Source organism: Pseudomonas sp. LBUM1666 (genome assembly GCF_059695775.1).
In genome coordinates this window covers 1,717,878-1,739,952 of record NZ_CP166789.1, presented here as the reverse complement: position 1 = coordinate 1,739,952, position 22,075 = coordinate 1,717,878, and the positions used below count along the sequence as shown (strand labels likewise).

The following is a 22,075-nucleotide window of genomic DNA, read 5'->3' as shown; positions in this document are numbered from 1 at the left end:
GCGCCGTCGGCCACCGTGCGCCGTGCCTTCGCCGTCAGCTGCCGCTAAGCCCGCACGGTGGGTTACGACGCACCCAGGATGGGCGAGGCACGGCCGCCCCCCAGGGGCCACCCCGCTCGCGCCTATTGTCCAGGTATCTCAGCGCAGGATCTTCTGCCCTGACCCGCCCCTCTCAGATTAGCAAGGAGACAGCTATGAACCGCTTGAACGCCCCCTCCCCGCATGCGCTGTATCGCGTCGGCGGTCGACTGTACAAGACGACTGGCCTCACCCCGACCAGCCTGCGTCTGGAAGACCTGCTGGACGGACATTGTTTATTGTTCACGCGGGACCAAGCGTGGCAGATGATCCAGCAGCAGGACCTGATCAAGGTCAAGCACTCGACATACCGGCGCCTGTGTCAATTGGACCCTCGCTACCGACCTTACCTGCCCGCTGGGGCGCCGCTGGACGACCACGAGCCATTGACCGGACCGGCGGTTCAGCGGACGGCGACAACGCCGTGGCCACCGATGAACCCGCGTGAAGCACCGGCTGACTCTGGCCCATGGCGCAACGGCGCTGAAGAACGCGAGTTGCGTTGCACCCGGCTGTTCCAGGGCCTGAATGATGGCTTAGCCCACCACCCGGCGGAACGCGTGCGAGTGCTCATCGTGGATGAGTTCAGTTGCTATCACGGTTATTCCTCGGTGATTCTGGCGGAAATACAGGCGCTGTTTGAGCACTATGCGCAGATGCAAATGCTGAAACCCGATCCTGGCCGAGGTGCCATCAGGACGCGCACGCAACACCGACTTCCGGCCGAGACCATGACAGCGAGCGAGGATCGCTGGCTGGCCAAGCGCCAGGTGCGCCCGGCCCCAACGGCCCCTAGCGGGCCTCGTCTGAAGACGCTGCCCTCCATGATGGGCAGCCCGGCCCTGACGGTGGCGCCCTGTGCGATCGCCCGGCTGCGACCAACCCAGCCCGAGCAACAGCCAGCCGGTGCCAGGCCGCCGTACGTCATCGGCGCAGCGCTTGACCGTATTGAGTTGCCGTCTGCGCAAGCTGGCAGCCGGATACCACTGCCGCCTGTTGGAGGAAAAGATGATGTGGAATGAACAAGCGTGGCTGGCCGGCGATCGCGCGCCGGTGCGTGACCTTCATCGCGGACTGCCGGGCTACTACACGATCTTTTTCCCCTCCCTGAAAAACAACAAGGCCGTGCTCTGCGAAGGGTCTGTGGAGGCGGCGTATTGTGTCTGGCTGGAATGGGACTGCGATGTCATCGCCTACTACCCCCAACCCCATACTTTCACCTGGGAAACGGAACGGGGCTCGATGCGCTACACCCCCGATTTTTTTGTCCTGCGCGAGCAATCGGCTAACCATTTCACCGAGGTCAAATCCGACTTTCATCAAATAAAGGAACTCACTCGGTTCAAGCTGGACAGTTTCGCGACGCAGTGTCAGGCGTGGCAGATCGAATGGCGGCGGGTCGACAAACAGCAATTAATGCCACCACAGCTCTTTGCCAACCTGCGCTACTTGTACTTTCAAGGGTTCAGGATCAGCGCCCGCGAGCAGGCTTACCTCATCGACTTCCTGGCCCGCTATAAAACGTGTTTCACCCTGGGTGAGCTCCTCAACAGTGCTTATCCCCCGAGTCTCAGGGGCATCTACCGCTGGTTATTTCGGGGCGAGCTCAGCATTGATTTAAGCCTACCCCTGAACCGGCAGTCGCGCATCGAGCAGAGGCTTTTGTGAAGTCCGTTAACGTGCCGCCGCCTGGCGTGGGCGGACGGTACCTGATGGACGGCCGGCTGTACGAAGTCATCAATATCACCAGCGAACTCATTTCCTTCCGCGATGCCAACGGTACACGCACGCTGTTCCTCACGCCCGACGATCTGGACGGCCTGTTATTGAAAAAACAGATTGTGCTGGCCGAGTGCCCGCCCATCGAAATCTCCGCCGCCGCACGATTTGTGAATTCGACTGACCCCGCCGTCATCCGAGCCAAAGGCCAACACTTTATCGTCATGGCCATCCGCAAAGCGTTTCAAGGGGCATTACCCCGCAATGCCTGCGTCGAAAAGTTGAAGGCACTCGCCATCGAACGCGGTGAAACCAAAGCACCGAGTTACACCAGCCTGTGGCGATGGACAGCGTTGTGCAAACAAGGCAACTGGTCACCCTGGTCCTTGCTCAAGCAGAAAAGCGACCGCCCTCGTGGCAAACAAACCCCGGAAGCCGTACGCAAAGTGATGCTGCGCTTCATCAACGAGTCCTACCTCAGTGAACAGAAAAACAGTATTGCGATAGTCCACCAGTGGATCAAAGGACAAATCACAGAGGACAACATCGTTCGCCGCAGCACCAATGCTCGCTTGTTGCCCAAGCCCTCCCTCAGCACCGTGCGCCGCGAGATCAAGCGCCTGTGTCACTATCAAACTGACAAGGCGCGCTTGGGCGCCAAAGCGGCTGCGGACAACAACAAATACGGGCCGGCCTGGGACGAACCCGAGTACTTGTTGGAACAAGGTGAAATCGACTGTCAAACGCCGTGCGACATCATGCTCGTCGATGACCAGGGCGAGTTGTTGGGCAAGGTGGCCCACTTGCAGGCAATTATTGAAGTGAAGAGCGGAAAAATCATCGGCCACGACCTCTCCTTGATGCCACCCTGCGCTGGAAAAACCTTGAAAAGTTTACGGATGTCCCTACAGGCCGTGCCTGGCGAAGAATTTGAACGGGGCAAGCTCGTGACACTCGCCGGTGATCGGGGCATCGAAAACAACAACATCAATGTTAAGACAGCCACCAATACGCTAGGCATACAACTGTTGTTACCCCCACCCGGTATGCCCGATGCCCGCCCGCACATCGAAGCTTTTTTCGCGACGGTCATTACCTTCATCCATTCGTTACCGGGCACCACGTTTTCCAATCCCAAGGCCTGTGGCCGCTACAACTCCGCGGCACACGCATGCCTAACCATTGAACAACTGCAAGAGGAATTTGAATACTGGTTGGAGAATGTCTACCACAACCACCCGCTCAAACGTGGCCGTACAAAACTGTCGCCAAACGCGCGCTGGGCCAAGGCCATGTCTCAACAACTACCACCGGAAAAGTATTCAGAGGAGGATCTAAACGCTGCGCTACGATCGACGAAGCGTTGCAGGATCAATAACGGCATTGTCGGTTTCGATCACTTGCAGTGGAGCGGCGCGGGCTTAGCCGAAATCGAGCACGATTTTAAACCGCGTCAGAAGGCAATCGTCCTTTACGACATCGCGGACCTGGGTCAGGTCTGGGTGCACCATCCGGACCGCCCCCTTCCATTAATCCGCGCCGAGGCCCGCGACTCCCGCTATCAGACCGGGTTGAGCATGTACGAACACCGATTGGTGATGGATGCGATTGCTGCTGAAGAGGCGAAATTCACCGGCGACGAGGTATGTTTAGCCTTGCTGCACATTCGCCAGAACATCAAGCAGATCGAGAAGGAGTACCACCAGCGGAAAAAAACCAAGGCACAGGAACAGCGCAAAGCTGACAAGAAAGCCGCGAAATCCTCGAATAAAGCTATCCCAGCCCCGGCAATAATACCGCCCGTAACCAATCCCCCCCTACTCCCTCCCGGGGTTAGCATCAAATCGGTGTACATCGAGGATCATTGATGTGGACATTACTACCACGTTAAAAACATTTAGCGAGTTCACAATTCTGCATTCTCAATACCAGCATGCGATTGATACGATCATGACCAGTATGCAGACTACCATTGAATGCGGGGAGCCCTCCTGCCCAATGTTAATGGGCGAGAGCGGGACTGGAAAATCCAGTATCTGCACTCGATTAGTGCAGCTCTTGGGCCCCCCTACGCCGTTGTTGAGAGCCGAAGGATGGGTCACCACCTTACCTTGCCTCTACTTGGAATTGCCTCCTCGCCCGACCATAAACTCAGTGGCGGTTGCCATTCTAGAGGAATTCAAGGTTTCGACGGGCGGCACAGTGTCATCCCTCCAACAACGGATCCTGACAGCTTTAAAATCCCGGGAAACGCAATTGGTCATATTGGATGAATTTCAAAACTTCGCCGAGAAAGGGGCTGAGAAAACCAAGGCGGAAACCTGCAACTGGATTAAATACATGTTAAATCAGAGCAGAATCACGTTTCTGCTGTCAGGTGAACCCACCAACGACAAGATCATCACGCCACTGGCGCAACTTTCAGCCCGTTATCCGTACCGTATCAACTTGTCTCACCTGGCCTACAGCGCCGACCCTCACTCCGAATTCAGAACCATCTTGGCTATGTTTTCAGCGGAAATCGTCAAGTTGGGAAACCTCCAGTCTGATCTGTATCTGGCGGACCAACATATGTCCGACGCCATCTATATGGCTAGCGGCGGCAATATGCGCTGCATCCGTCGCCTTTTACATGGAGCATTCAAACGGGCACTGATACGAGGCGATGGGGTGCTAAACATTCTGGATTTCTCCAGTACGGTAGAGGTGCTGGACCTTCCCGAGCGGATTGAGAAAACGCTCAACCCGTTTTTGATCAGCACTAAACGGGTTATCAAGGCGATCAGCAAATGAACGTGCTGTCTTTTGTCGCACGTCCATTTTACCTGGAAAGTCCGACGAGCATTCTTATACGCACCGCGAAACGCAACGGGTATCAGAACGTGTGCGACATGTGCAAAACCTTGGACATATCCTTATCCTCGCGCGTGCTGGACCTTCGGCTCAGGGATCAACCGCTGTTCGACCTTTTGTGCAACGAAGCACCGTGCCTGACAGACGATTTACGCGAAATCTTTTACGTACTTCCGGCACAACAACGTTTGCGCGGATGCCATATAAAAGTACACAACCATGATGTGTCTACACGGTCTTTGAGACGCCAGTTTCTCTCGTGTCCGGTGTGCCTCAAATTGGGCTACTCAAGGGATCCCCAAGATTTCGTATTTTTTGATTTTTGCCCAGCACACAATGTGCTACTGACACCGTCTTGCCCCCATTGCGGCCGAGTCAATGAGTGGAAAAAAATCTGTGGTTTTACTTGCGAATGCGGGTTTAACCTGGCAGAAGCAGAGATCACTCCATACCGGCAAAGACTCCAGATAACTATTCCCTCGAGCTTCGGCGTTCAGGACGCCAGCAGCACGATCAACGGTTATTTTTTTGATGAAGTACAAAAAATTAAAATAGCTGAGCCTTATCACATCGAATGTGCGCCGCTTGAGCAGTTCTATGCGCAAATCCAGCATGCCATTCAAGTCGACTTGAGCACCTACCGCCAACTTCCGGTCAGCGCGTTTCAGTCCGTTTGGGCAACAGTCAATGACCCTGCACTTCGGCAGCATGCAATCGATTATCTGATGACAAATCTCGGTCTCTCCGGTCCCTGCCAAAGGAAAAACTGTTGCAGTTCGATCAAGCTCTCGTTCCGTCAATTGCAATACGCCATCGGCGCAGGTGTAGCACGCACCCGAGCATTGATTACTGAAATGTCGATACTGAACGAACGTTTTCCAACTCAAAATACAATCGCCTATAGCCACCCCAATCTGTGCGCAGTCATTCGAGCAGGACTGGAACCCACCCGCCGGCATCGCATCTCGCAGCGTACAGAAGAACACAGTTCGCTTGGCACGGCAGCCGTTCTACTCAAGACCACGACAACCTCGATGGCTGCCGCTGTTAAACGAGGTTTTTTCCCCAACACAATCATCGGCGACCGTGTGTACTTTATACCTAATACATCGATTACCGATTTCAGAACGCGCTTCGTGTTTTACAGCGAAGTCTCCGATTTGCTCAACATCTCCAGAAGAACCTTGAATAGAATAAGCGGCCATCTCAATTTGATACACGCTTATGACCGTCACCTCGAAGAACCAGCCATCTACCTTAGAGATAGCATGGACCTCGATCGAATGAGAGAGATACTGAAAAACTTTAAAATCAAAAAAAGTAAATGTTCTCCAGCCATTCAACAGCTGAGAATCATAGCTGACCAACTCGATATCAGCGTTACAGTTTTGTACCACATCCTGAAAGCGTATTGCGAATGCAGTACCCCTTCGAAGGAACTTTCCCTACTCCAGCGATCAAAACTCCAGCAGTGGCTCGCCGTCCATATCACACTAAAAGCGGCTGCAAATCGACTTAATACCCATCAGCATGCGCTTAACCTCCGCTTTATCAGATCAAACCTTATCGAAAAGATCGACATTTGCAGAGTGAGATTTGTTACTGTCAAGAGCTTGGATTTTATGGGCGCTCATTTAAAAAAATACATGTCGTGCTTGGAAGCAGGCAAGCTTTTGAATATTTCAGAAAGTCTCGTTATAGATCTGGTAAAACAAGAGAAACTGAAATACACCACCATCTACACTTCCGCAAAGCGCCCGCAAATTCTGGTCGAGATTTAGCTATAAAGATTGAACCTCCCTCGAGCACCCCCTACTCGCCTCCAAAAAACACCCTATTTTTAAAACTATTGAACCACCGTATGCATAATTCCATATCTAATGATTTTTTCCATTCCATTTTTAATGGTAGACCGATATTAAGTCATTGATTATGTTCAAGAGCATTTCCATTTCTAATGAATTCAAGCGCTGGGTCACCGATTCAGCGTCGCGCCGGATGGCCAGGCGGGATTTCAGGCATGGGAAGTTGAGCCGTTCGATCTGGTGATTGTCGATTGCAACATGCCGATCATGAACGGATACGAACTGGCCCGCGCCATTCGCCGACATGAACAGCAAACGCACCGCCCGCCCTGTACCGTGCTGGGTTTTACCGCCAACGCACAGCCGGAAGAAATACAACGCTGCAAACAAGCCGGGATGGACGACTGCCTGTTCAAGCCCCTTACCCTGACAGCCTTGAGTCAGTGGGTTGAAGGTATCAGGCCAACCGTCCGCGATCCCGCGTTCAGCCTGCAAGGACTGCGTCTTTTGACCGGCGGAGATCCGGTATTGGACCAGCGATTGTTGACCGAACTGTTGAACAGCAACCGTCTGGACCGACAAGAACTGCTGGCGCTTTCCCCCTCCAAAGAGCCTCAGTCATTTCTCGACGTCGCCCACAAAATCAAGGGCGCCGCCCGAATCGTCCAGGCGTCCAGGGTGATCGACAGCTGCGAGGCTCTGGAAAAGGCCTGCCATGAAGTGTTCCATCACGACGAAGTGGCCGATTGCAGCAAGGCTATAGAGCGCGCCATGCTCGAACTGGAGCAAGCATTGCAGCAACAGATCGGCCAAAACGCCAAAAGCAGAATGACAGAGCCTTAACTATGCTTGGACGCTGAGCAGTGCGTTAACCATCATGGAGAGACCTGCAATGCCCAGCCCACTGCGCCCGGATCAACGACGGTTTCCCCTGCACGTCCATATCAGTGTGATGTTCACTCTCCTGCTGTTGCTGACGGGCGTGGTGCTGGGCGTTTTCAACTACCGGCAAACCACGCAAATCATTCTTTCCAGCAGTGAAAAGCTCTTCAACCGCATCGAGCAGGACGTCCGTCTCGACCTGCACGCTACCTATGAGCCGATTCGCCATCTGCTGACCCTGCTGACGGAATACCCCGCGACCCAGGCACCTGACCTTGCGCAACGCCTGGCGCTGCTCAAACCCTTCAGCCAGTCGCTCAAGGACAACCCTGACCTGGCCTCGTTGTATCTGGGCTATGGCAATGGTGATTTCTTCATGGTTCGGCCCTTGCGAACCCCCGACCTGAAAACGCTCCTCAAGGCACCGGACACTGCGGCTTATCAGGTGTGGAGCATTGAGCGAACAGGCAACAGCGGTCAGGTCCGCTCCCAATCATTGTTTTTCGATCAGGATCTGGCCCTCATCAGCCGCCAGGACAACCCCGACGAAACCTACGATCCGCGAACCCGCGCCTGGTATGCCAACGCCCGCAGCAACAGCGATCAGATCACTACCGAACCCTACATCTTTTTCTCCACCCACAATGTCGGCACTACCCTGGCTCGGCGCAATGGCGAACAGGCTGTCATGGGTGCCGATCTGACCCTGGTGGAACTCTCCGCAACCCTGGCCAAACATGTTGTGACCCCCAGTACCGAAATAGTGCTGTTCGATGCTGAAGGGAATGCCATCGCGTATCCCGACAGCAGCAAACTGATCATCGACGATCAGACTGCCCGCCTGATCAAAGCCGCCGACCTGAGCCCCAGCCTCGGCGCATTGCTCAACAATCCCCCCGCAGGTAATCGCCTGGATGTCGCCGGTCGTCAATGGATCGTTGCCCGCAGCCGCATGCAAGAGGGCGGCCCTCAGGGGCTGCAACTGGCGCTGCTGGTGCCGGAAGATGAGTTACTCGCCGATGCCTACCGCATGCGCTGGCAAGGCGCGCTGATTACCCTGGCCACGCTGTTGCTGTGCCTGCCGCTGGGTTGGCTGACCTCGCGGATTCTGGTCAAACCCCTGCGCGCGCTGGTAAGGGAGGCCGATGCGGTTCGCAGTTTCGACTTCAACTTTCCGGCCTCACGTCGCTCTCCCGTGCTCGAAGTCGACCAACTGAGCGTGTCGATGACGCGCATGAAAAACACCCTGGCGAGTTTTTTCCAGATCACCGACAGCCTGAGCGCCGAGACCCGCTTCGCCCCCTTGCTGGAACGGGTATTGTTTGAAACCGTGAAAATCGGCCAGGCCCAGGCCGGTCTGATCTACCTGCGCGAAAGTGATGGCGATCGCATGGAGCCCCATGGCCTGGTCGTCAACGGCACCTCACGGGCATTGCCGTCGTTTGATCTTCGAGGACACGAACTCCAGGCTCCGCAAAGCCCTGCATGGCTACAACAGCTGTCGAATGCCGACAACGTCGTCACCACGCTGGGTTTCGAAGAGGCCGGGGATTTGCAGAAGGTGTTGCATGCGCTGGAGTGTCCCCGCGTTCATCTGATCGGTATTCGGCTGCACAATCGTCATAACGAAACCGTGGGCTTGCTGATCCTCCTGTTGGCCGATACCGGCAACCAGAGCGATCTGGAGAAACTTCGCCCGGACCGCATCGCGTTCCTCCAGGCTGTGTCCGGCGCGGCCGCCGTGAGTATTGAAAGTCAGCGTCTGCAAGCCAAACAAAAACAACTGCTGGATTCCTTCATTCAACTGCTGGCGGGGGCGATTGACGCCAAAAGCCCCTATACCGGCGGTCACTGCCAGCGAGTGCCAGCGCTGACCCTGATGCTCGCCCAAGCCGCCGCTGCCAGCCAAGACCCGGCCTTCAGTGGCTATCAACCCACCGAAGATGAATGGGAAGCGCTGCACATCGCCGCCTGGCTGCATGACTGCGGCAAGGTCACCACGCCGGAATATGTGGTCGATAAAGCCACGAAGCTGGAAACCCTTAACGACCGTATTCACGAAATCCGCACCCGCTTTGAAGTGCTCAAGCGCGATGCCTGGATCAGCTATTGGCAAGCCATGGCCCTGGGCGGTGACGAGCAGCACTTGGCCGAACTGCGCAACACCACGCTGGCGGGGCTGGACGATGATTTCGCGTTCGTTGCCCGCTGCAACCTGGGTGGCGAGGCGATGGCCGAGTCCGACCTGCAACGCCTGCGCAGCATCGCCCAACGCACCTGGACCCGAACCCTGGATGACCGGCTGGGCGTTTCCTGGGAAGAGAACCGGCGTCAGGCGCGGACCCCGGCACCGACACTGCCGGTCAGCGAGCCATTGCTGGCGGACAAACCCGAGCACCTGTTCGAACGGGCCGAAGCCGAACTGATTCCGGAGGATAATCCCTGGGGGTTCAAACTCGATGTGCCGCCCTACAAGTACAACCGGGGCGAGCTCTACAACCTGAGCGTTGCCCGAGGCACCCTGACCCGCGAGGAGCGTTACATCATCAATCACCACATGGTGCAGACGATTCTGATGCTCAGCCACCTGCCCTTCCCCGGCCACCTCACTAACGTCGCGGAGATCGCCGGCGGCCACCACGAGAAAATGGACGGCACCGGGTATCCCAAACAGTTGAAGCGCGAAGAAATGAGCCTGCCGGCGCGAATGATGGCGATTGCCGATATTTTCGAAGCACTGACCGCCGCCGATCGCCCCTACAAGAAAGCCAAGTCCTTGAGCGAAGCGCTGGGCATCATGGCCACCATGTGCCGGGATGCCCACATCGATCCTGAGTTGTTCGGGCTGTTCATCAACGCGCAAATCTACTTGCAGTACGCCGATCGATTCCTCGATCCCCAACAGATCGATGCGGTTGATCCGACAAGCCTGCTGGTCAAGGCAGGCTTGCGGGCATGATCAGCAGTCGGTCAGGCGCAGGAAAATCGCCGCCAATTGCTCGATACCGGCCTGATCTTCAGCGGTAAAACGCGCCAGTTTCGGGCTGTCGAGGTCCAGCACGCCGATCAGGCGACCGTCCTTGACCAGTGGCACGACCAGCTCGCTGTTCGACGCGCTGTCGCAAGCGATGTGTCCGGGAAACGCGTGCACATCCTCGACCAACTGGGTCTGCAAGGTGGCCGCCGCCGCTCCGCACACGCCCCGGCCGAACGGAATCCGCACGCAGGCGATTTGTCCCTGAAACGGGCCAAGCACCAGCTCTTCGTTGCGATTGAGGTAGAACCCGGCCCAGTTCAGGTCATCGAGCTGGTTGAACAGGAACGCCGAGAACTGCGCGGCGTTGGCAATGAAATCCCGCTCGTCCGCCAGCAATGACTCCAATTGCGCCCACAGCATGCCATAGCCTTCGAGGCCCTGGCCGCTCTTTTGTAAATCGATCATGCCTTGTGCTCCAACAACTTCAGCCCGACCCAATAGCGGGCAAATTGATACGCGCAACGTCCGTTGCGATTACCGCGGCCCGTGGCCCAGCGTACCGCGAGGATGTCCAGTTCTTCGTCTCGCTGCCACTTTAGGCCCGCCTTGTCGGCCAGTTGACCGATCCAGTGTTCGACGACGTTGAGGAAGTGTTCCTGGGTAAACGGATAGAACGACAGCCACAATCCAAAACGATCCGACAGCGCAATCTTGTCTTCCACCGCCTCGCTGGGGTGGAGTTCGCCATCGACCCTTTTCCAGTTTTCGTTATCGCTTTCCTTTTCCGGGACCAAATGGCGACGGTTGGACGTGGCGTACAACAAAACGTTATCCGGCGCCTGTTCGAGAGAGCCGTCGAGCACGCTTTTGAGCACGCGATAATCGCCCTCGCCCGACTCGAACGACAGGTCATCGCAGAACAGCACGAAACGCTGGGGCAGCTTGGCGATCTGTTCGACCACTCGCGGCAAGTCCGCCAGGTGATCGCGTTCGATCTCGATCAGCCGCAGACCGGCCTTCGCGTGTTCGGCCAGCAAGGCACGAACCAGCGATGATTTACCGGTGCCGCGCGAGCCCCAGAGCAAAGCGTGGTTGGCCGGCATGCCATCGAGGAACTGTTGGGTATTCCGCCCCAGTTGCTCCAGTTGCCGGTCGACACCGATCAGGTCGGACAAACGCATGTCGAGGCTGACTTCCAGCGGCAACAGAAATCCGCTGCGACCCTCGCGCTGCCAGCGCGCGGCAAGGCAATGATTCCAGTCGATAGCTTGCCGAGGGGCGGGCAGCAGTGGTTCGATACGGGCCAAAACGGCATCGGCGCGTTCAAGAAAAGCATTTAATCGGGAATCCACGTCTTCTCCTCGGGCACGTTCACAGTAATGATGGCGATACAGCGACGAAACACAGCGTCCGGTGTCCGCTTCATCCCTTTGTACAAGGGCTCGCGAGAACATCGGTATCCATGCATGATCGACTATGCTTGAGCAGCGAAGGGAAACGGAAGTGGTTCAACACCCCATGGATATCAAGTTCACCAACCGGCTGTCCTATAAGCAAGCCCGGCTTACCGTGCTGGTCGGTTTCATTCTGGGCACGCTGCTCAGTCTGCTGCAAATAGGCATCGATTATGCCAGTGAAGACGCCTCCATCAACCGCGAAATCCTGTCTTTGCTGGAAATCAGCCATAACCCCGCGTCTCGTATCGCCTACAACATCGACGCCGAACTTGCTCAGGAACTGACCCTGGGCCTGTTGCGCTCGCCGGCGATCATCGGTGCGCAATTGACCGACAACAACAATACCGTGCTGGCCAACGTCAAACGCCCAGGCGTGCAAAGCGGTTATCGGGTGATCAGTGACTTCCTGTTCGGCGCCAACCGACAGTTCGAAGACCGTCTCTACCTGGATCACTTGCCGACCGAATCCCTCGGCACCCTGCGTCTGGACGTCGACACCTATTCATTCGGCAACCGGTTCCTGCGTCGGGCCGAGGTGACCCTGCTCAATGGTTTCGCTCGCAGCCTGCTGCTGACCGGCATCCTGCTGGCGCTGTTCTATGTGATGCTGACCAAGCCGTTGGTGCGGGTCATCCGTGAACTCAGCAGTCGCGACCCGCGCAGCGCGGAGTCGACGTCGCTGGAGTGTCCGACGGACCATGAAAACGATGAAATCGGTGTACTGGTCAAAGTTACCAATCAACAATTCGAAAACATCGCCACCGAAATCCAGCAGCGACGCAACGCCGAAAACCGCCTGACCGACTACCTCGGGCAACTGGAGAACATCGTCTCGGCCCGCACCGCGGAACTCAAGGCGATCAACTCCCGGCTCAGCCAATCCAATCAGGAGCTGGAAGTCGCCCGCAGCACCGCCCTGGACATGGCCGAAGCGCGCTCGGTGTTCCTGGCCAACATGAGCCACGAGATCCGCACACCGCTCAATGGCCTGCTGGGGATGATCGCGCTGTCCCTGGACGGCCCGCTCAATGCCGAGCAACAGCAACAGCTGTCCATCGCCCATGACTCGGGCAAAGTACTGGTGGAACTGCTCAACGATATTCTCGATTTGTCGAAGTTCGATGCCGGCCAGCTGGAGCTCGAACATATTCCGTTCGACCTCGGTTCGCTGATCGAGGACACCGCCAACCTGCTATCGCAAAACGCCGCGCCGAGTGTCGAGCTGAGCTGCCTGATCGACCCGCACTTTCCGGCCCTGGTGGTCGGGGATCCGACCCGGGTCCGACAGATCGTCAGCAATCTCTTGTCCAACGCCCTCAAGTTCACCCGTTTCGGTCGGGTCGATGTGCGCCTGTCGACATTCGAGGACGGCGTCAGAATCGAAGTCTGCGACACCGGCATCGGTATCGCCCAGGACGCCCAGGTCAAGATCTTCCAGCCCTTCACGCAAGCGGGTGCTGGCATTACCCGGCAATTCGGCGGGACCGGGTTGGGCCTGGCACTGACCTACAACCTGTGCGAAGCCATGCAAGGGCGCCTCACCATCAGCTCGGAAGCAGGCTTCGGCAGCCAGTTCTGTGCGGATCTGCCGCTGCCCAGCCACACCCGCGCCCTTGCCCCGGCCTATTTACAGGGCAAGGTCATCGCCATCACCGCCGCCAGCAGTGGTCTGGCAGAACTGTTGAACAGTGTGTTGCCCGGCTGGGGGCTCGACTATGAGCAGCGTTCCATCGATGACTCGTTGCTGGGCCTGAACCCGGATGTACTGATTACCGATTGCCCCGAATGCCTGTTTGGCCTGCGCCCCTCGTGTACAGCCCCCATTCTGCTGGTCACCGCTTACGGCAGTTTCATGCCCAGCGAAGAAGCCCTCGCCCTCGCCCCCTTACAGCAACAGGCGCGGCCTCTGGCACGCAACGCGCTGTACCAGACACTACGGCGAATCCTGCAACCGGAACTCAACACGATCAACGGTGCCCGGCTCGACGCCCTCTCCCCACAACGACGCGGACGCGTGCTGCTGGTGGAGGACAATCCGGTCAACCAACTGGTGGCCAAGGGGATGCTCGGAAAACTCGGTTGCGAGGTGATTGTCGCCGGTCACGGTGGCGAGGCGCTGGATCAGCTGGAGCAGAGCGAATTCGATCTGGTGCTGATGGACTGCAACATGCCGGTGATGGACGGCTACGAGGCCAGTCGGCAAATCCGTCGCAGCGGACGCTGGCCGCAGCTGCCCATCGTCGCCCTGACCGCCAACGCCATGTCCGAAGAGCGCGAACGCTGTCGTGCGGCAGGCATGAGCGATTACCTGGCAAAACCCTTCCGCCGGGAAGAGTTGGCTGCCCTGCTGGACTTGTGGGTCCCTACTACGACAGTGCTTTGATTTGCCCCAAAAGGTGATCAAGACCATCGCGCAGATCATTCAGGCGATCCAGATCCACACCGCTGTCACACAACAGACGGGCCTTGAGCGGCCCGACCTGATCGCGCAAGGCCTTGCCGGTTGGCGACAGGCTCAAGTGCACTTCACGCTCGTCCCGCGCCGAGCGCTGACGCTGAACCAGTTGCAGTTGCTCAAGACGCTTGAGCAACGGCGTCAGCGTGCCGGAATCCAGCGCCAGGCGTTCGCCCAATGCCTTGACCGTCGGCTGCTCCGGGGCTGCCTCCTGCCATTCCCACAACACCAGCATCGCCAGGTATTGCGGGTAGGTCAGGCCGAGCTGATCGAGCATAGGCTTGTAGGCGCGGATCACCGCCCGGGAAGCGGCGTACAGCTTGAAGCACAGTTGACTGTCAAGCTTCAGGGAATCGACTGACAAGGTGTTCATTTGAGCAGGGCTTCGATCTCGCGGGTCAGGTCCTGCGGCTTGGTCGCCGGGGCGAAGCGCTTGACCAACTGGCCATCCTTGCCAATCAGAAACTTGGTGAAGTTCCACTTGATGCCCTGAGAACCCAGCACACCCGGCGCGCGCTTTTTCAGTTGAACGAACAGCGGATGGGCGCCGGCGCCATTGACTTCAATCTTTTTGAACAGCGGAAAACTGACGCCGAAGTTCAACTCGCAGAACTCGGAAATAGCCCCTTCGTTGCCTGGCTCTTGCTTGCCGAACTGGTTACACGGAAAGCCCAGCACCACCAGACCTTGATCCTTGTAGGTCTGCCACAACTCTTCGAGGCCTTTGTACTGCGGGGTGAAGCCGCATTTGCTCGCGGTATTGACCACCAACACGGCCTTGCCGGCGAAATCAGCCAGGGTCTTTTGCTCACCCTTGATGGTGGTGCAAGGGATGCTCAGCAGGTTGTCGCTCATGGTTCGGACTCTAAATGAGGGAAGATGAGACAAACATAGCGAGCAATTGAATTGTGTGCAATTTAAATATCCGAAGGGCGATCATCGGATCGCCCCCTGGCTTATTACCTGCGGGGTACCAGGTCCAGGCACACCGAGTTGATGCAATAACGCAGGCCGGTCGGCGGCGGGCCGTCCGGGAACACGTGCCCCAGATGCGCATCGCATTTGGCACAGACCACTTCGGTGCGGATCATGCCGTGGCTGACGTCACGGATCTCGACCATGGCGCTGTCACCGATCGGCGCATAGAAGCTCGGCCAGCCGCAGCCGGAGTCGAATTTGGTTTTGGAGTCGAACAGCGGCTCGTTGCAGCAGATGCAGTGGTAAATGCCGTCGACCTTGCTGTCGTTGTATTTGCCGGAGAACGGCCGTTCGGTGCCTTTGAGGCGGCAAACGTTGTACTGCTCCGGATCGAGCATCGCCCGCCATTCTTCCAGGGTTTTTTCCAACTTTTCCATCATCACACCTCAGCAGCTGAAAAAGCCCGATCTGAACCTTTTCCACGGATCGGGCGGCACGTATGATTGCGCCTCGTCATACGCCAGTCTGGCAGCCAGACCACGCGCATTCAAACGGATTTATGGGTGCTGCCTCTCAAGGCGTCAGGCCTGTGTGAATACGCAGGATTCCCAGTGCGGTTGTTCATACGCCGCCTGGATCGTTCATTTTCGGGAACACATCGCCATGCAGGTCAGCAAATCGAACAAGCTCGCCAACGTCTGCTACGACATTCGCGGCCCAGTGCTCAAGCACGCCAAACGCCTGGAAGAGGAAGGCCATCGCATCCTCAAGCTGAACATCGGCAACCCGGCGCCTTTTGGTTTCGAAGCGCCGGATGAAATCCTTCAGGACGTCATCCGCAACCTGCCGACTGCTCAGGGCTACAGCGATTCCAAAGGCCTGTTCAGCGCCCGCAAGGCCGTGATGCAGTACTACCAGCAAAAGCAGGTAGAAGGCGTCGGCATTGAAGACATCTATTTGGGCAACGGTGTTTCCGAGCTGATCGTGATGTCGCTGCAGGCCCTGCTCAACAACGGCGACGAAGTGCTGGTGCCGGCCCCGGACTACCCGCTGTGGACCGCCGCGGTGAGCCTCTCGGGCGGCAACCCGGTGCATTACCTGTGCGACGAGCAGGCTAACTGGTGGCCGGACCTGGCCGACATCAAGGCCAAGATCACCCCGAACACCAAGGCACTGGTGATCATCAACCCGAACAACCCGACGGGCGCGGTGTATTCGAAAGAAGTCCTGTTGGGCATGCTGGAACTCGCCCGTCAGCACAACCTGGTGGTTTTTTCCGACGAGATCTACGACAAGATTCTGTACGACGATGCCGTGCACATCTGCACGGCGTCCCTGGCGCCAGACCTGCTGTGCCTGACGTTCAACGGTCTGTCCAAGTCTTATCGCGTGGCGGGTTTCCGTTCCGGCTGGATTGCCATTTCCGGCCCGAAACACCATGCCCAGAGCTATATCGAAGGCATCGACATGCTGGCGAACATGCGCCTGTGTGCCAACGTGCCGAGCCAGCATGCGATCCAGACCGCCCTCGGCGGCTACCAGAGCATCAATGATCTGGTATTGCCCAACGGACGACTGTTGGAACAGCGCAATCGCACCTGGGAACTGCTCAACGACATTCCCGGCGTGAGCTGCGTCAAGCCAATGGGCGCGCTGTATGCGTTCCCACGGATCGACCCGAAAGTCTGCCCGATCCATAACGACGAGAAATTCGTGCTCGACCTGCTGCTGTCAGAGAAGCTGCTGGTGGTACAAGGCACCGCCTTCAACTGGCCATGGCCGGACCACTTCCGTGTGGTGACCCTGCCGCGCGTGGACGAGCTGGATATGGCCATCGGACGTATCGGCAACTTCCTCAAGTCCTATCGCCAGTAACCTGCCTGTCACCGTGCGACGCTTGTGCAAGTCGCACGGTGATTGATTCAGCAACATTTCTTTGCGCCCTGCCGAACATCGCTTCTTCAATCACTGACTGATGACTCGTGCGTGCTCGCGTCTAACAACGGCGGGGCTTACGACGTTAATTGGCTGACAAACGCTTCCCGCATCGACGTCGGAAATGCCCTTCAAACAGCTAGACTGTTGCCGTAGGACACAGTTTGAAATAGTCACCCGGTTGAATAGCCCGGGTCAGCACCTTATATACCCCGCAGTACGCTACATCTTTAGCATGAGGAGATTTCTACAACCATGATGCGCATCCTGCTGTTTTTGGCCACTAACCTGGCGGTCGTGCTGATTGCCAGCATCACCCTGAGCCTTTTCGGCTTCAACGGGTTCATGGCGGCCAATGGGGTTGATCTCAACCTCAATCAGCTGCTGATTTTCTGTGCGGTCTTTGGTTTCGCCGGTTCGCTGTTCTCGCTGTTCATCTCCAAGTGGATGGCGAAGATGAGCACCAGCACCCAAATCATCAGCCAGCCGCGCACACGTCACGAGCAATGGCTGCTGCAAACCGTCGAGCAATTGTCCCGGGAAGCCGGGATCAAGATGCCCGAAGTCGGTATTTTCCCGGCCTACGAGGCGAACGCCTTTGCCACCGGCTGGAACAAGAACGACGCGTTGGTCGCGGTCAGCCAGGGGTTGCTCGAGCGTTTCTCGCCAGATGAAGTCAAGGCCGTTCTGGCCCACGAAATCGGCCACGTAGCCAATGGCGACATGGTCACCCTGGCATTGGTCCAGGGCGTGGTGAACACCTTCGTGATGTTCTTCGCACGGATCATCGGCAACTTTGTCGACAAAGTGATCTTCAAGAACGAAGAAGGCCAGGGCATCGCCTACTACGTGGCGACCATCTTCGCCGAGCTGGTTCTGGGCATTCTGGCCAGCGCCATCGTCATGTGGTTCTCGCGTAAACGCGAATTCCGTGCAGACGAAGCCGGTGCACGTCTGGCCGGCACCGCCGCAATGATCGGCGCCCTGCAACGCCTGCGTGCCGAACAGGGGCTGCCGGTGCACATGCCGGACACCCTGACGGCTTTCGGCATCAACGGTGGCATCAAACAAGGGTTCGCCCGCATGTTCATGAGCCACCCGCCGCTGGAAGAGCGTATCGACGCACTGCGTCGTCGGGGCTGAGAGGTTCCGCACTAAAAGAAAAGGCCCGCAGTGATGCGGGCCTTTTTTTGTCTGCTGATTTTTGCAGTGTCCATTCGGGCCCCATCGCGAGCAAGCTCGCGAAGAGGCCAGCAAACTCAACACACCTTACCGGCTGGAAACCCGATAAATCCGCTCTTCAAGCCGCGTAACACCGCTTTCCAGGAACTTCCAGCTCTCGCCCAGAACGTCCTGGTCCTCCAGAATCTTCAACGCCCACGACGCACCGAACAACCGTTGCACTTCGTCATCCAACACTGAAAAGGGTGGTCCCTCCATTTGCGTCTGGTCGTAATCCAGGGTAATCAGCAGCCCCAGTGAATCCTTCGGCACAATCCGCTTCAGATGCTCGGCGTATTGCTCCCGCATCTTTGGTGGCAAGGCGATCAACGCAGCGCGGTCGTACAGCGCACTGCAATCGGCGACATCGCCGGCCGTCAGCGCGAAGAAATCACCACACCAGATCTCGATCGAGCCCGCCCGATAGACAGTGAAGGGGCCTTGGTCGCTGACGTCTGGATCAAATTGATGCTCGTGGAAAAAGTCTTCCACCGCTTTTTCAGACAACTCGACGCCCAACACCTCGTGACCGCATTTCGCCAGCCACAGCAAATCCAGGCTTTTCCCACATAACGGCACCAGTACGCGTGTGCCCTCTTCCAGGCCCAGCTGCGGCCAGTACCGTTGCAGATATGGATTCACTTCCGGCAGGTGGAAGCCGATCTGATTCGACGTCCACCGCTTGTGCCAAAACTCCGGCTGCATAATTAATCCCGAAAATTCGATCAAAAGACCCTAAAACTTATATTAGATTTAGATCAATGATCTGACTGAAGATGATGCCATCTTACCCCTCAGGAGCTCATTCATGTTCCCCAGCCTGTACATATCCCATGGCTCGCCCATGTTGGCACTGGAACCGGGCGCCAGCGGGCCCGCCCTCGCTCGCCTGGCCGCAGAATTGCCGAAACCCAAAGCCATCGTAATTGTTTCTGCGCACTGGGAAAGCAATGAGTTGCTCGTCAGCGGCAATCCCCAGCCTGAAACCTGGCATGACTTCGGCGGGTTTCCGCAGGCGTTATTCGACGTGCAATACCCGGCACCCGGCAATCCACAATTGGCCGCAGAGGTTGTCGAACTGCTGAAGAGCGATGGCCTGCCCGCACGCATCGATGCAAAACGGCCGTTCGACCATGGTGTCTGGGTGCCCTTGTCATTGATGTATCCACAAGCCGATATCCCCGTGGTGCAAGTCTCGCTGCCCACCCGCGGCGGCCCGGCCCTGCAGACCCGCGTCGGTCATGCCCTGGCCAGTCTGCGCGAACACGGCGTGCTGCTGATCGGTTCCGGGAGCATCACCCACAACCTGCGCGAACTGGACTGGCACGCCGGCCCGGAAAGCGTCGAACCCTGGGCCCAGGCATTTCGTGACTGGATGATCGAAAAACTCGCTGCCAACGACGAAATCGCGTTGCACGACTACCGTCAGCAAGCACCGAATGCGGTGCGCAACCATCCCAGTGATGAACATTTGCTGCCGTTGTATTTTGCCCGCGGCGCCGGAGGAAACTTCAGCGTGACCCACAAGGGATTCACCATGGGGGCCTTGGGCATGGACATTTACCGCTTCGGATAAGCTCAACCTGTGGCGGCCAGGCTCAGACCACATCAACCCCGACATGAATCGCATCGTGCCGCCAAAACTCCAGATCACAATCAATCAACCGCTCATGCTGATCGTAATTGACCCGAGCGATGCGCAACCCCGGGCTCCCCACCGACACCCGTAAAGCGGCGGCCGCATCGACCGACAACGCCGTCGGCACAATCTCGAAACGCACCCGTCCGTAATGCAAATCGTAATGCCGCGCGTACAACTCGGTAATCGACTGATTCAAATCGAAATCCAGAATCCCCGGGAAAAACTGCGGATTCAAATAGTGCTCCACATACAACACCAGCCGCTCATCAATCCGTCGTGCCCGGCAAATCTGAATCACGCTCGACAACGCCGGCAACTGCAACCAGGCACAGACCGCCGCCGACGCCGGTTGCAACCGCGCCGAAATCACCTCGGTGGACGGCTCCCGCCCCTGCGCACTGACCATCGCGTGAAAGTGACTGCGCTGCATCAGGTTGTAGGCCAGGCGCGGTGGCGACACGAACCAGCCACGGCGCTCCTCCCGATAAATCTGCCCCTGAGCCTCCAGTTGCAACAACGCTTCCCGCACGGTGATCCGGGTGGTCCCGAACAACTCACTGAGTTTGCGCTCGGCCGGCAGTTTGCTCCCGGGCGCCAACAGGCCATGGTCGAGCTGTTCCTGCAGAACCTGCCCGATGGCTGTCACCGCTTTGGTTGTCTCGATGCGCATCAACGTTACCTATCTGGACTAGACCAGCACTGTTTCGGGGCGGAACCGCGACTCAAATCAGTTCCCTCAACTCCCGACAAGCCTAGGCACTGCACATGACTGACAGATGACAAAGCCGCCGAACGGTTGATCCAGACGCCTGCAATTTCACGGCCAAGTCCTTTTATATCAGCCTATTAGCCATGGTCTACGCTTACTCCGAAGCCTGAGCATTGCCGATCGAAAAATATAGGCCGACCGGTCGTCGACATCAAAATGTCATCAGAGGCGCCTAAATTGGCTCAGGTATTGCTGACCTAGACCAACACAACCGCAATCGCAGCGTTGAAAACGCCCAAAGGAGCTTCGGATGAAAAAACTTTTCCTGGCATCACTGTTAGGCTCGACCATTGCCGTGTGCACCGCAGCCATGGCCGCTGATGATTTGAAAACCCTGGAAGCCGCTGCGAAAGCGGAAGGCGCGGTCAATAGCGTCGGCATGCCCGATGACTGGGCCAACTGGAAAGGCACCTGGGAAGACCTGGCCAAGACTTACGGCCTGAAACACATCGACACTGACATGAGCTCGGCACAGGAAATCGCCAAGTTCGCCGCCGAGAAAGATAACGCCAGCGCTGACATCGGCGACGTTGGCGCAGCCTTCGGCCCGATCGCGGTCAAACAAGGCGTGGTGCAACCTTACAAGCCAAGTACCTGGGAGCAAGTCCCGGACTGGGCCAAAGACAAGGACGGCAACTGGGCACTGGCGTACACCGGCACCATCGCGTTCATCGTCAACAAGAAGCTGCTCCACGGTTCCGAAGCCCCGACCAAGTGGGCTGACCTGAAAACCGGTAAGTACAAGGTTTCCATCGGTGACGTGAGCACCGCCGCCCAGGCCGCCAACGGTGTACTGGCCGCGGCACTGGCCAACGGTGGTGACGAGAAGAACCTGCAGCCAGCGCTGTTGCTGTTCGCAGACATTGCCAAACAGGGTCGCCTGTCCATGGCCAACCCGACCATCGCCACGATGGAAAAGGGTGAAATCGAAGTCGGCGTGGTCTGGGACTTCAACGGCCTGAGCTACAAGGCCAAGATGGCGAATCCGGATGATTACGTGGTGCTGATTCCATCCGATGGCTCGGTGATTTCCGGTTACACCACCATCATCAACAAATACGCGAAAAACCCGAACGCAGCCAAGCTGACCCGCGAATACATCTTCAGCGATGCCGGCCAGATCAACCTGGCGAAAGGCAACGCCCGTCCTATCCGTGCCGAGCACATCAAGCTGCCGGCTGACGTCCAGGCCAAGCTGCTGCCTAACGAGCAGTATAAAAAGGTCACGCCGATCAAAGACGCGGATGCGTGGGAAAAGACTTCCAAGGCTTTGCCGCAGAAGTGGAACGAAGAAGTCCTCGTCGAAATGAAGTGATGCTGCACTTGTAGGAGTGAAGCTTGCTCGCGAAGGCGGACTGACATTC

Annotated in this window: 18 protein-coding genes and 1 pseudogene; 12 read left to right on the top strand and 7 right to left on the bottom strand. The window is 57.3% G+C overall.

What is annotated here, in order from left to right; all coding sequences use genetic code 11:
• Window positions 1–194: 194 nt before the first annotated feature.
• The 7 genes and pseudogenes from ACA056_RS07925 (at window position 195) to ACA056_RS07895 (ending at window position 10,296) form a co-directional block, all read left to right on the top strand.
• Window positions 195–1,100, top strand: a complete 906-nt coding sequence (locus ACA056_RS07925; RefSeq protein ID WP_497271707.1) for a hypothetical protein — start codon at window positions 195–197, stop codon at window positions 1,098–1,100.
• Entirely contained in the window at window positions 1,087–1,746 is a 660-nt protein-coding gene (locus ACA056_RS07920) for a Tn7 transposase TnsA N-terminal domain-containing protein (protein ID WP_497271705.1), read from the top strand. The genes ACA056_RS07925 and ACA056_RS07920 overlap by 14 nt, the downstream gene beginning before the upstream one ends.
• Window positions 1,743–3,665 (top strand): TnsB C-terminal domain-containing protein, encoded by a 1,923-nt coding sequence (locus tag ACA056_RS07915; protein WP_497271703.1) that lies wholly within the window; start codon window positions 1,743–1,745, stop codon window positions 3,663–3,665. The genes ACA056_RS07920 and ACA056_RS07915 overlap by 4 nt, the downstream gene beginning before the upstream one ends.
• A 1-nt stretch (window position 3,666) precedes the next feature.
• Window positions 3,667–4,590, top strand: a complete 924-nt coding sequence (locus ACA056_RS07910) for a TniB family NTP-binding protein (protein WP_497271701.1) — start codon at window positions 3,667–3,669, stop codon at window positions 4,588–4,590.
• Complete coding sequence (locus tag ACA056_RS07905) at window positions 4,587–6,431, top strand: TniQ family protein (RefSeq protein ID WP_497271699.1); 1,845 nt, start codon at window positions 4,587–4,589, stop codon at window positions 6,429–6,431. Before ACA056_RS07910 ends, ACA056_RS07905 begins: the two co-directional genes overlap by 4 nt.
• Before the next feature lie 180 nt (window positions 6,432–6,611).
• A pseudogene (locus ACA056_RS07900) lies at window positions 6,612–7,298 on the top strand (response regulator); the annotation flags it as partial.
• A 49-nt stretch (window positions 7,299–7,347) separates the two neighbouring features.
• A complete protein-coding gene (locus ACA056_RS07895) occupies window positions 7,348–10,296 on the top strand; it encodes an HD domain-containing phosphohydrolase (RefSeq protein WP_497271697.1) in 2,949 nt (982 codons plus the stop codon).
• Here the strand turns inward: ACA056_RS07895 and ACA056_RS07890 are convergent, their stop codons facing one another.
• Together ACA056_RS07890 and ACA056_RS07885 are read right to left on the bottom strand one after the other, a co-directional pair.
• Window positions 10,297–10,779 (bottom strand): GAF domain-containing protein, encoded by a 483-nt coding sequence (locus tag ACA056_RS07890; protein ID WP_076028162.1) that lies wholly within the window; start codon window positions 10,777–10,779, stop codon window positions 10,297–10,299.
• Window positions 10,776–11,666 carry an ATP-binding protein gene (locus tag ACA056_RS07885; RefSeq protein WP_497271694.1) on the bottom strand — a complete coding sequence of 297 codons (891 nt, stop codon included), beginning with the start codon at window positions 11,664–11,666 and terminating at the stop codon, window positions 10,776–10,778. Before ACA056_RS07885 ends, ACA056_RS07890 begins: the two co-directional genes overlap by 4 nt.
• A gap of 166 nt (window positions 11,667–11,832) precedes the next feature.
• Here ACA056_RS07885 and ACA056_RS07880 point away from each other — a divergent pair, with 166 nt between their 5' ends.
• Window positions 11,833–14,154 (top strand): hybrid sensor histidine kinase/response regulator, encoded by a 2,322-nt coding sequence (locus ACA056_RS07880; RefSeq protein ID WP_497271692.1) that lies wholly within the window; start codon window positions 11,833–11,835, stop codon window positions 14,152–14,154.
• Here the strand turns inward: ACA056_RS07880 and ACA056_RS07875 are convergent.
• From ACA056_RS07875 to msrB, 3 genes are all read right to left on the bottom strand, one after another.
• Window positions 14,138–14,599 carry a MarR family winged helix-turn-helix transcriptional regulator gene (locus tag ACA056_RS07875; protein WP_008145868.1) on the bottom strand — a complete coding sequence of 154 codons (462 nt, stop codon included), beginning with the start codon at window positions 14,597–14,599 and terminating at the stop codon, window positions 14,138–14,140. The two genes, ACA056_RS07880 and ACA056_RS07875, sit on opposite strands and share 17 nt — an antisense overlap.
• On the bottom strand, window positions 14,596–15,081 hold the full coding sequence (locus tag ACA056_RS07870; protein WP_008002671.1) for a glutathione peroxidase: 486 nt from the start codon (window positions 15,079–15,081) through the stop codon (window positions 14,596–14,598). The genes ACA056_RS07875 and ACA056_RS07870 overlap by 4 nt, the downstream gene beginning before the upstream one ends.
• 104 nt (window positions 15,082–15,185) lie before the next feature.
• Window positions 15,186–15,581, bottom strand: a complete 396-nt coding sequence (msrB, locus tag ACA056_RS07865; protein WP_497271689.1) for a peptide-methionine (R)-S-oxide reductase MsrB — start codon at window positions 15,579–15,581, stop codon at window positions 15,186–15,188.
• Window positions 15,582–15,807: 226 nt separating this feature from the next.
• Between msrB and ACA056_RS07860 the strand changes: the two genes are divergently transcribed.
• Window positions 15,808–17,019 (top strand): pyridoxal phosphate-dependent aminotransferase, encoded by a 1,212-nt coding sequence (locus ACA056_RS07860; protein WP_008145866.1) that lies wholly within the window; start codon window positions 15,808–15,810, stop codon window positions 17,017–17,019.
• Window positions 17,020–17,334: 315 nt separating this feature from the next.
• On the top strand, window positions 17,335–18,222 hold the full coding sequence (gene htpX / locus ACA056_RS07855; RefSeq protein ID WP_008145865.1) for a protease HtpX: 888 nt from the start codon (window positions 17,335–17,337) through the stop codon (window positions 18,220–18,222).
• 126 nt (window positions 18,223–18,348) lie between these two features.
• Here the strand turns inward: htpX and ACA056_RS07850 are convergent, their stop codons facing one another.
• A complete protein-coding gene (locus ACA056_RS07850) occupies window positions 18,349–19,005 on the bottom strand; it encodes a thiopurine S-methyltransferase (RefSeq protein WP_497271686.1) in 657 nt (218 codons plus the stop codon).
• Window positions 19,006–19,108: 103 nt separating this feature from the next.
• Between ACA056_RS07850 and ACA056_RS07845 the strand changes: the two genes are divergently transcribed.
• Window positions 19,109–19,876: a DODA-type extradiol aromatic ring-opening family dioxygenase gene (locus ACA056_RS07845; RefSeq protein WP_497271684.1), complete on the top strand. Its 768-nt coding sequence runs from the start codon at window positions 19,109–19,111 to the stop codon at window positions 19,874–19,876.
• Window positions 19,877–19,898: 22 nt separating this feature from the next.
• On the opposite strand, the gene ACA056_RS07840 is transcribed toward ACA056_RS07845, so the two are convergent.
• Window positions 19,899–20,612 carry a UTRA domain-containing protein gene (locus tag ACA056_RS07840; protein ID WP_415773771.1) on the bottom strand — a complete coding sequence of 238 codons (714 nt, stop codon included), beginning with the start codon at window positions 20,610–20,612 and terminating at the stop codon, window positions 19,899–19,901.
• A gap of 349 nt (window positions 20,613–20,961) precedes the next feature.
• Between ACA056_RS07840 and ACA056_RS07835 the strand changes: the two genes are divergently transcribed.
• The gene (locus ACA056_RS07835; RefSeq protein ID WP_497271682.1) at window positions 20,962–22,026 is read left to right on the top strand and encodes an ABC transporter substrate-binding protein; all 1,065 of its coding nucleotides are present in this window, start codon (window positions 20,962–20,964) and stop codon (window positions 22,024–22,026) included.
• Window positions 22,027–22,075: the final 49 nt, after the last annotated feature.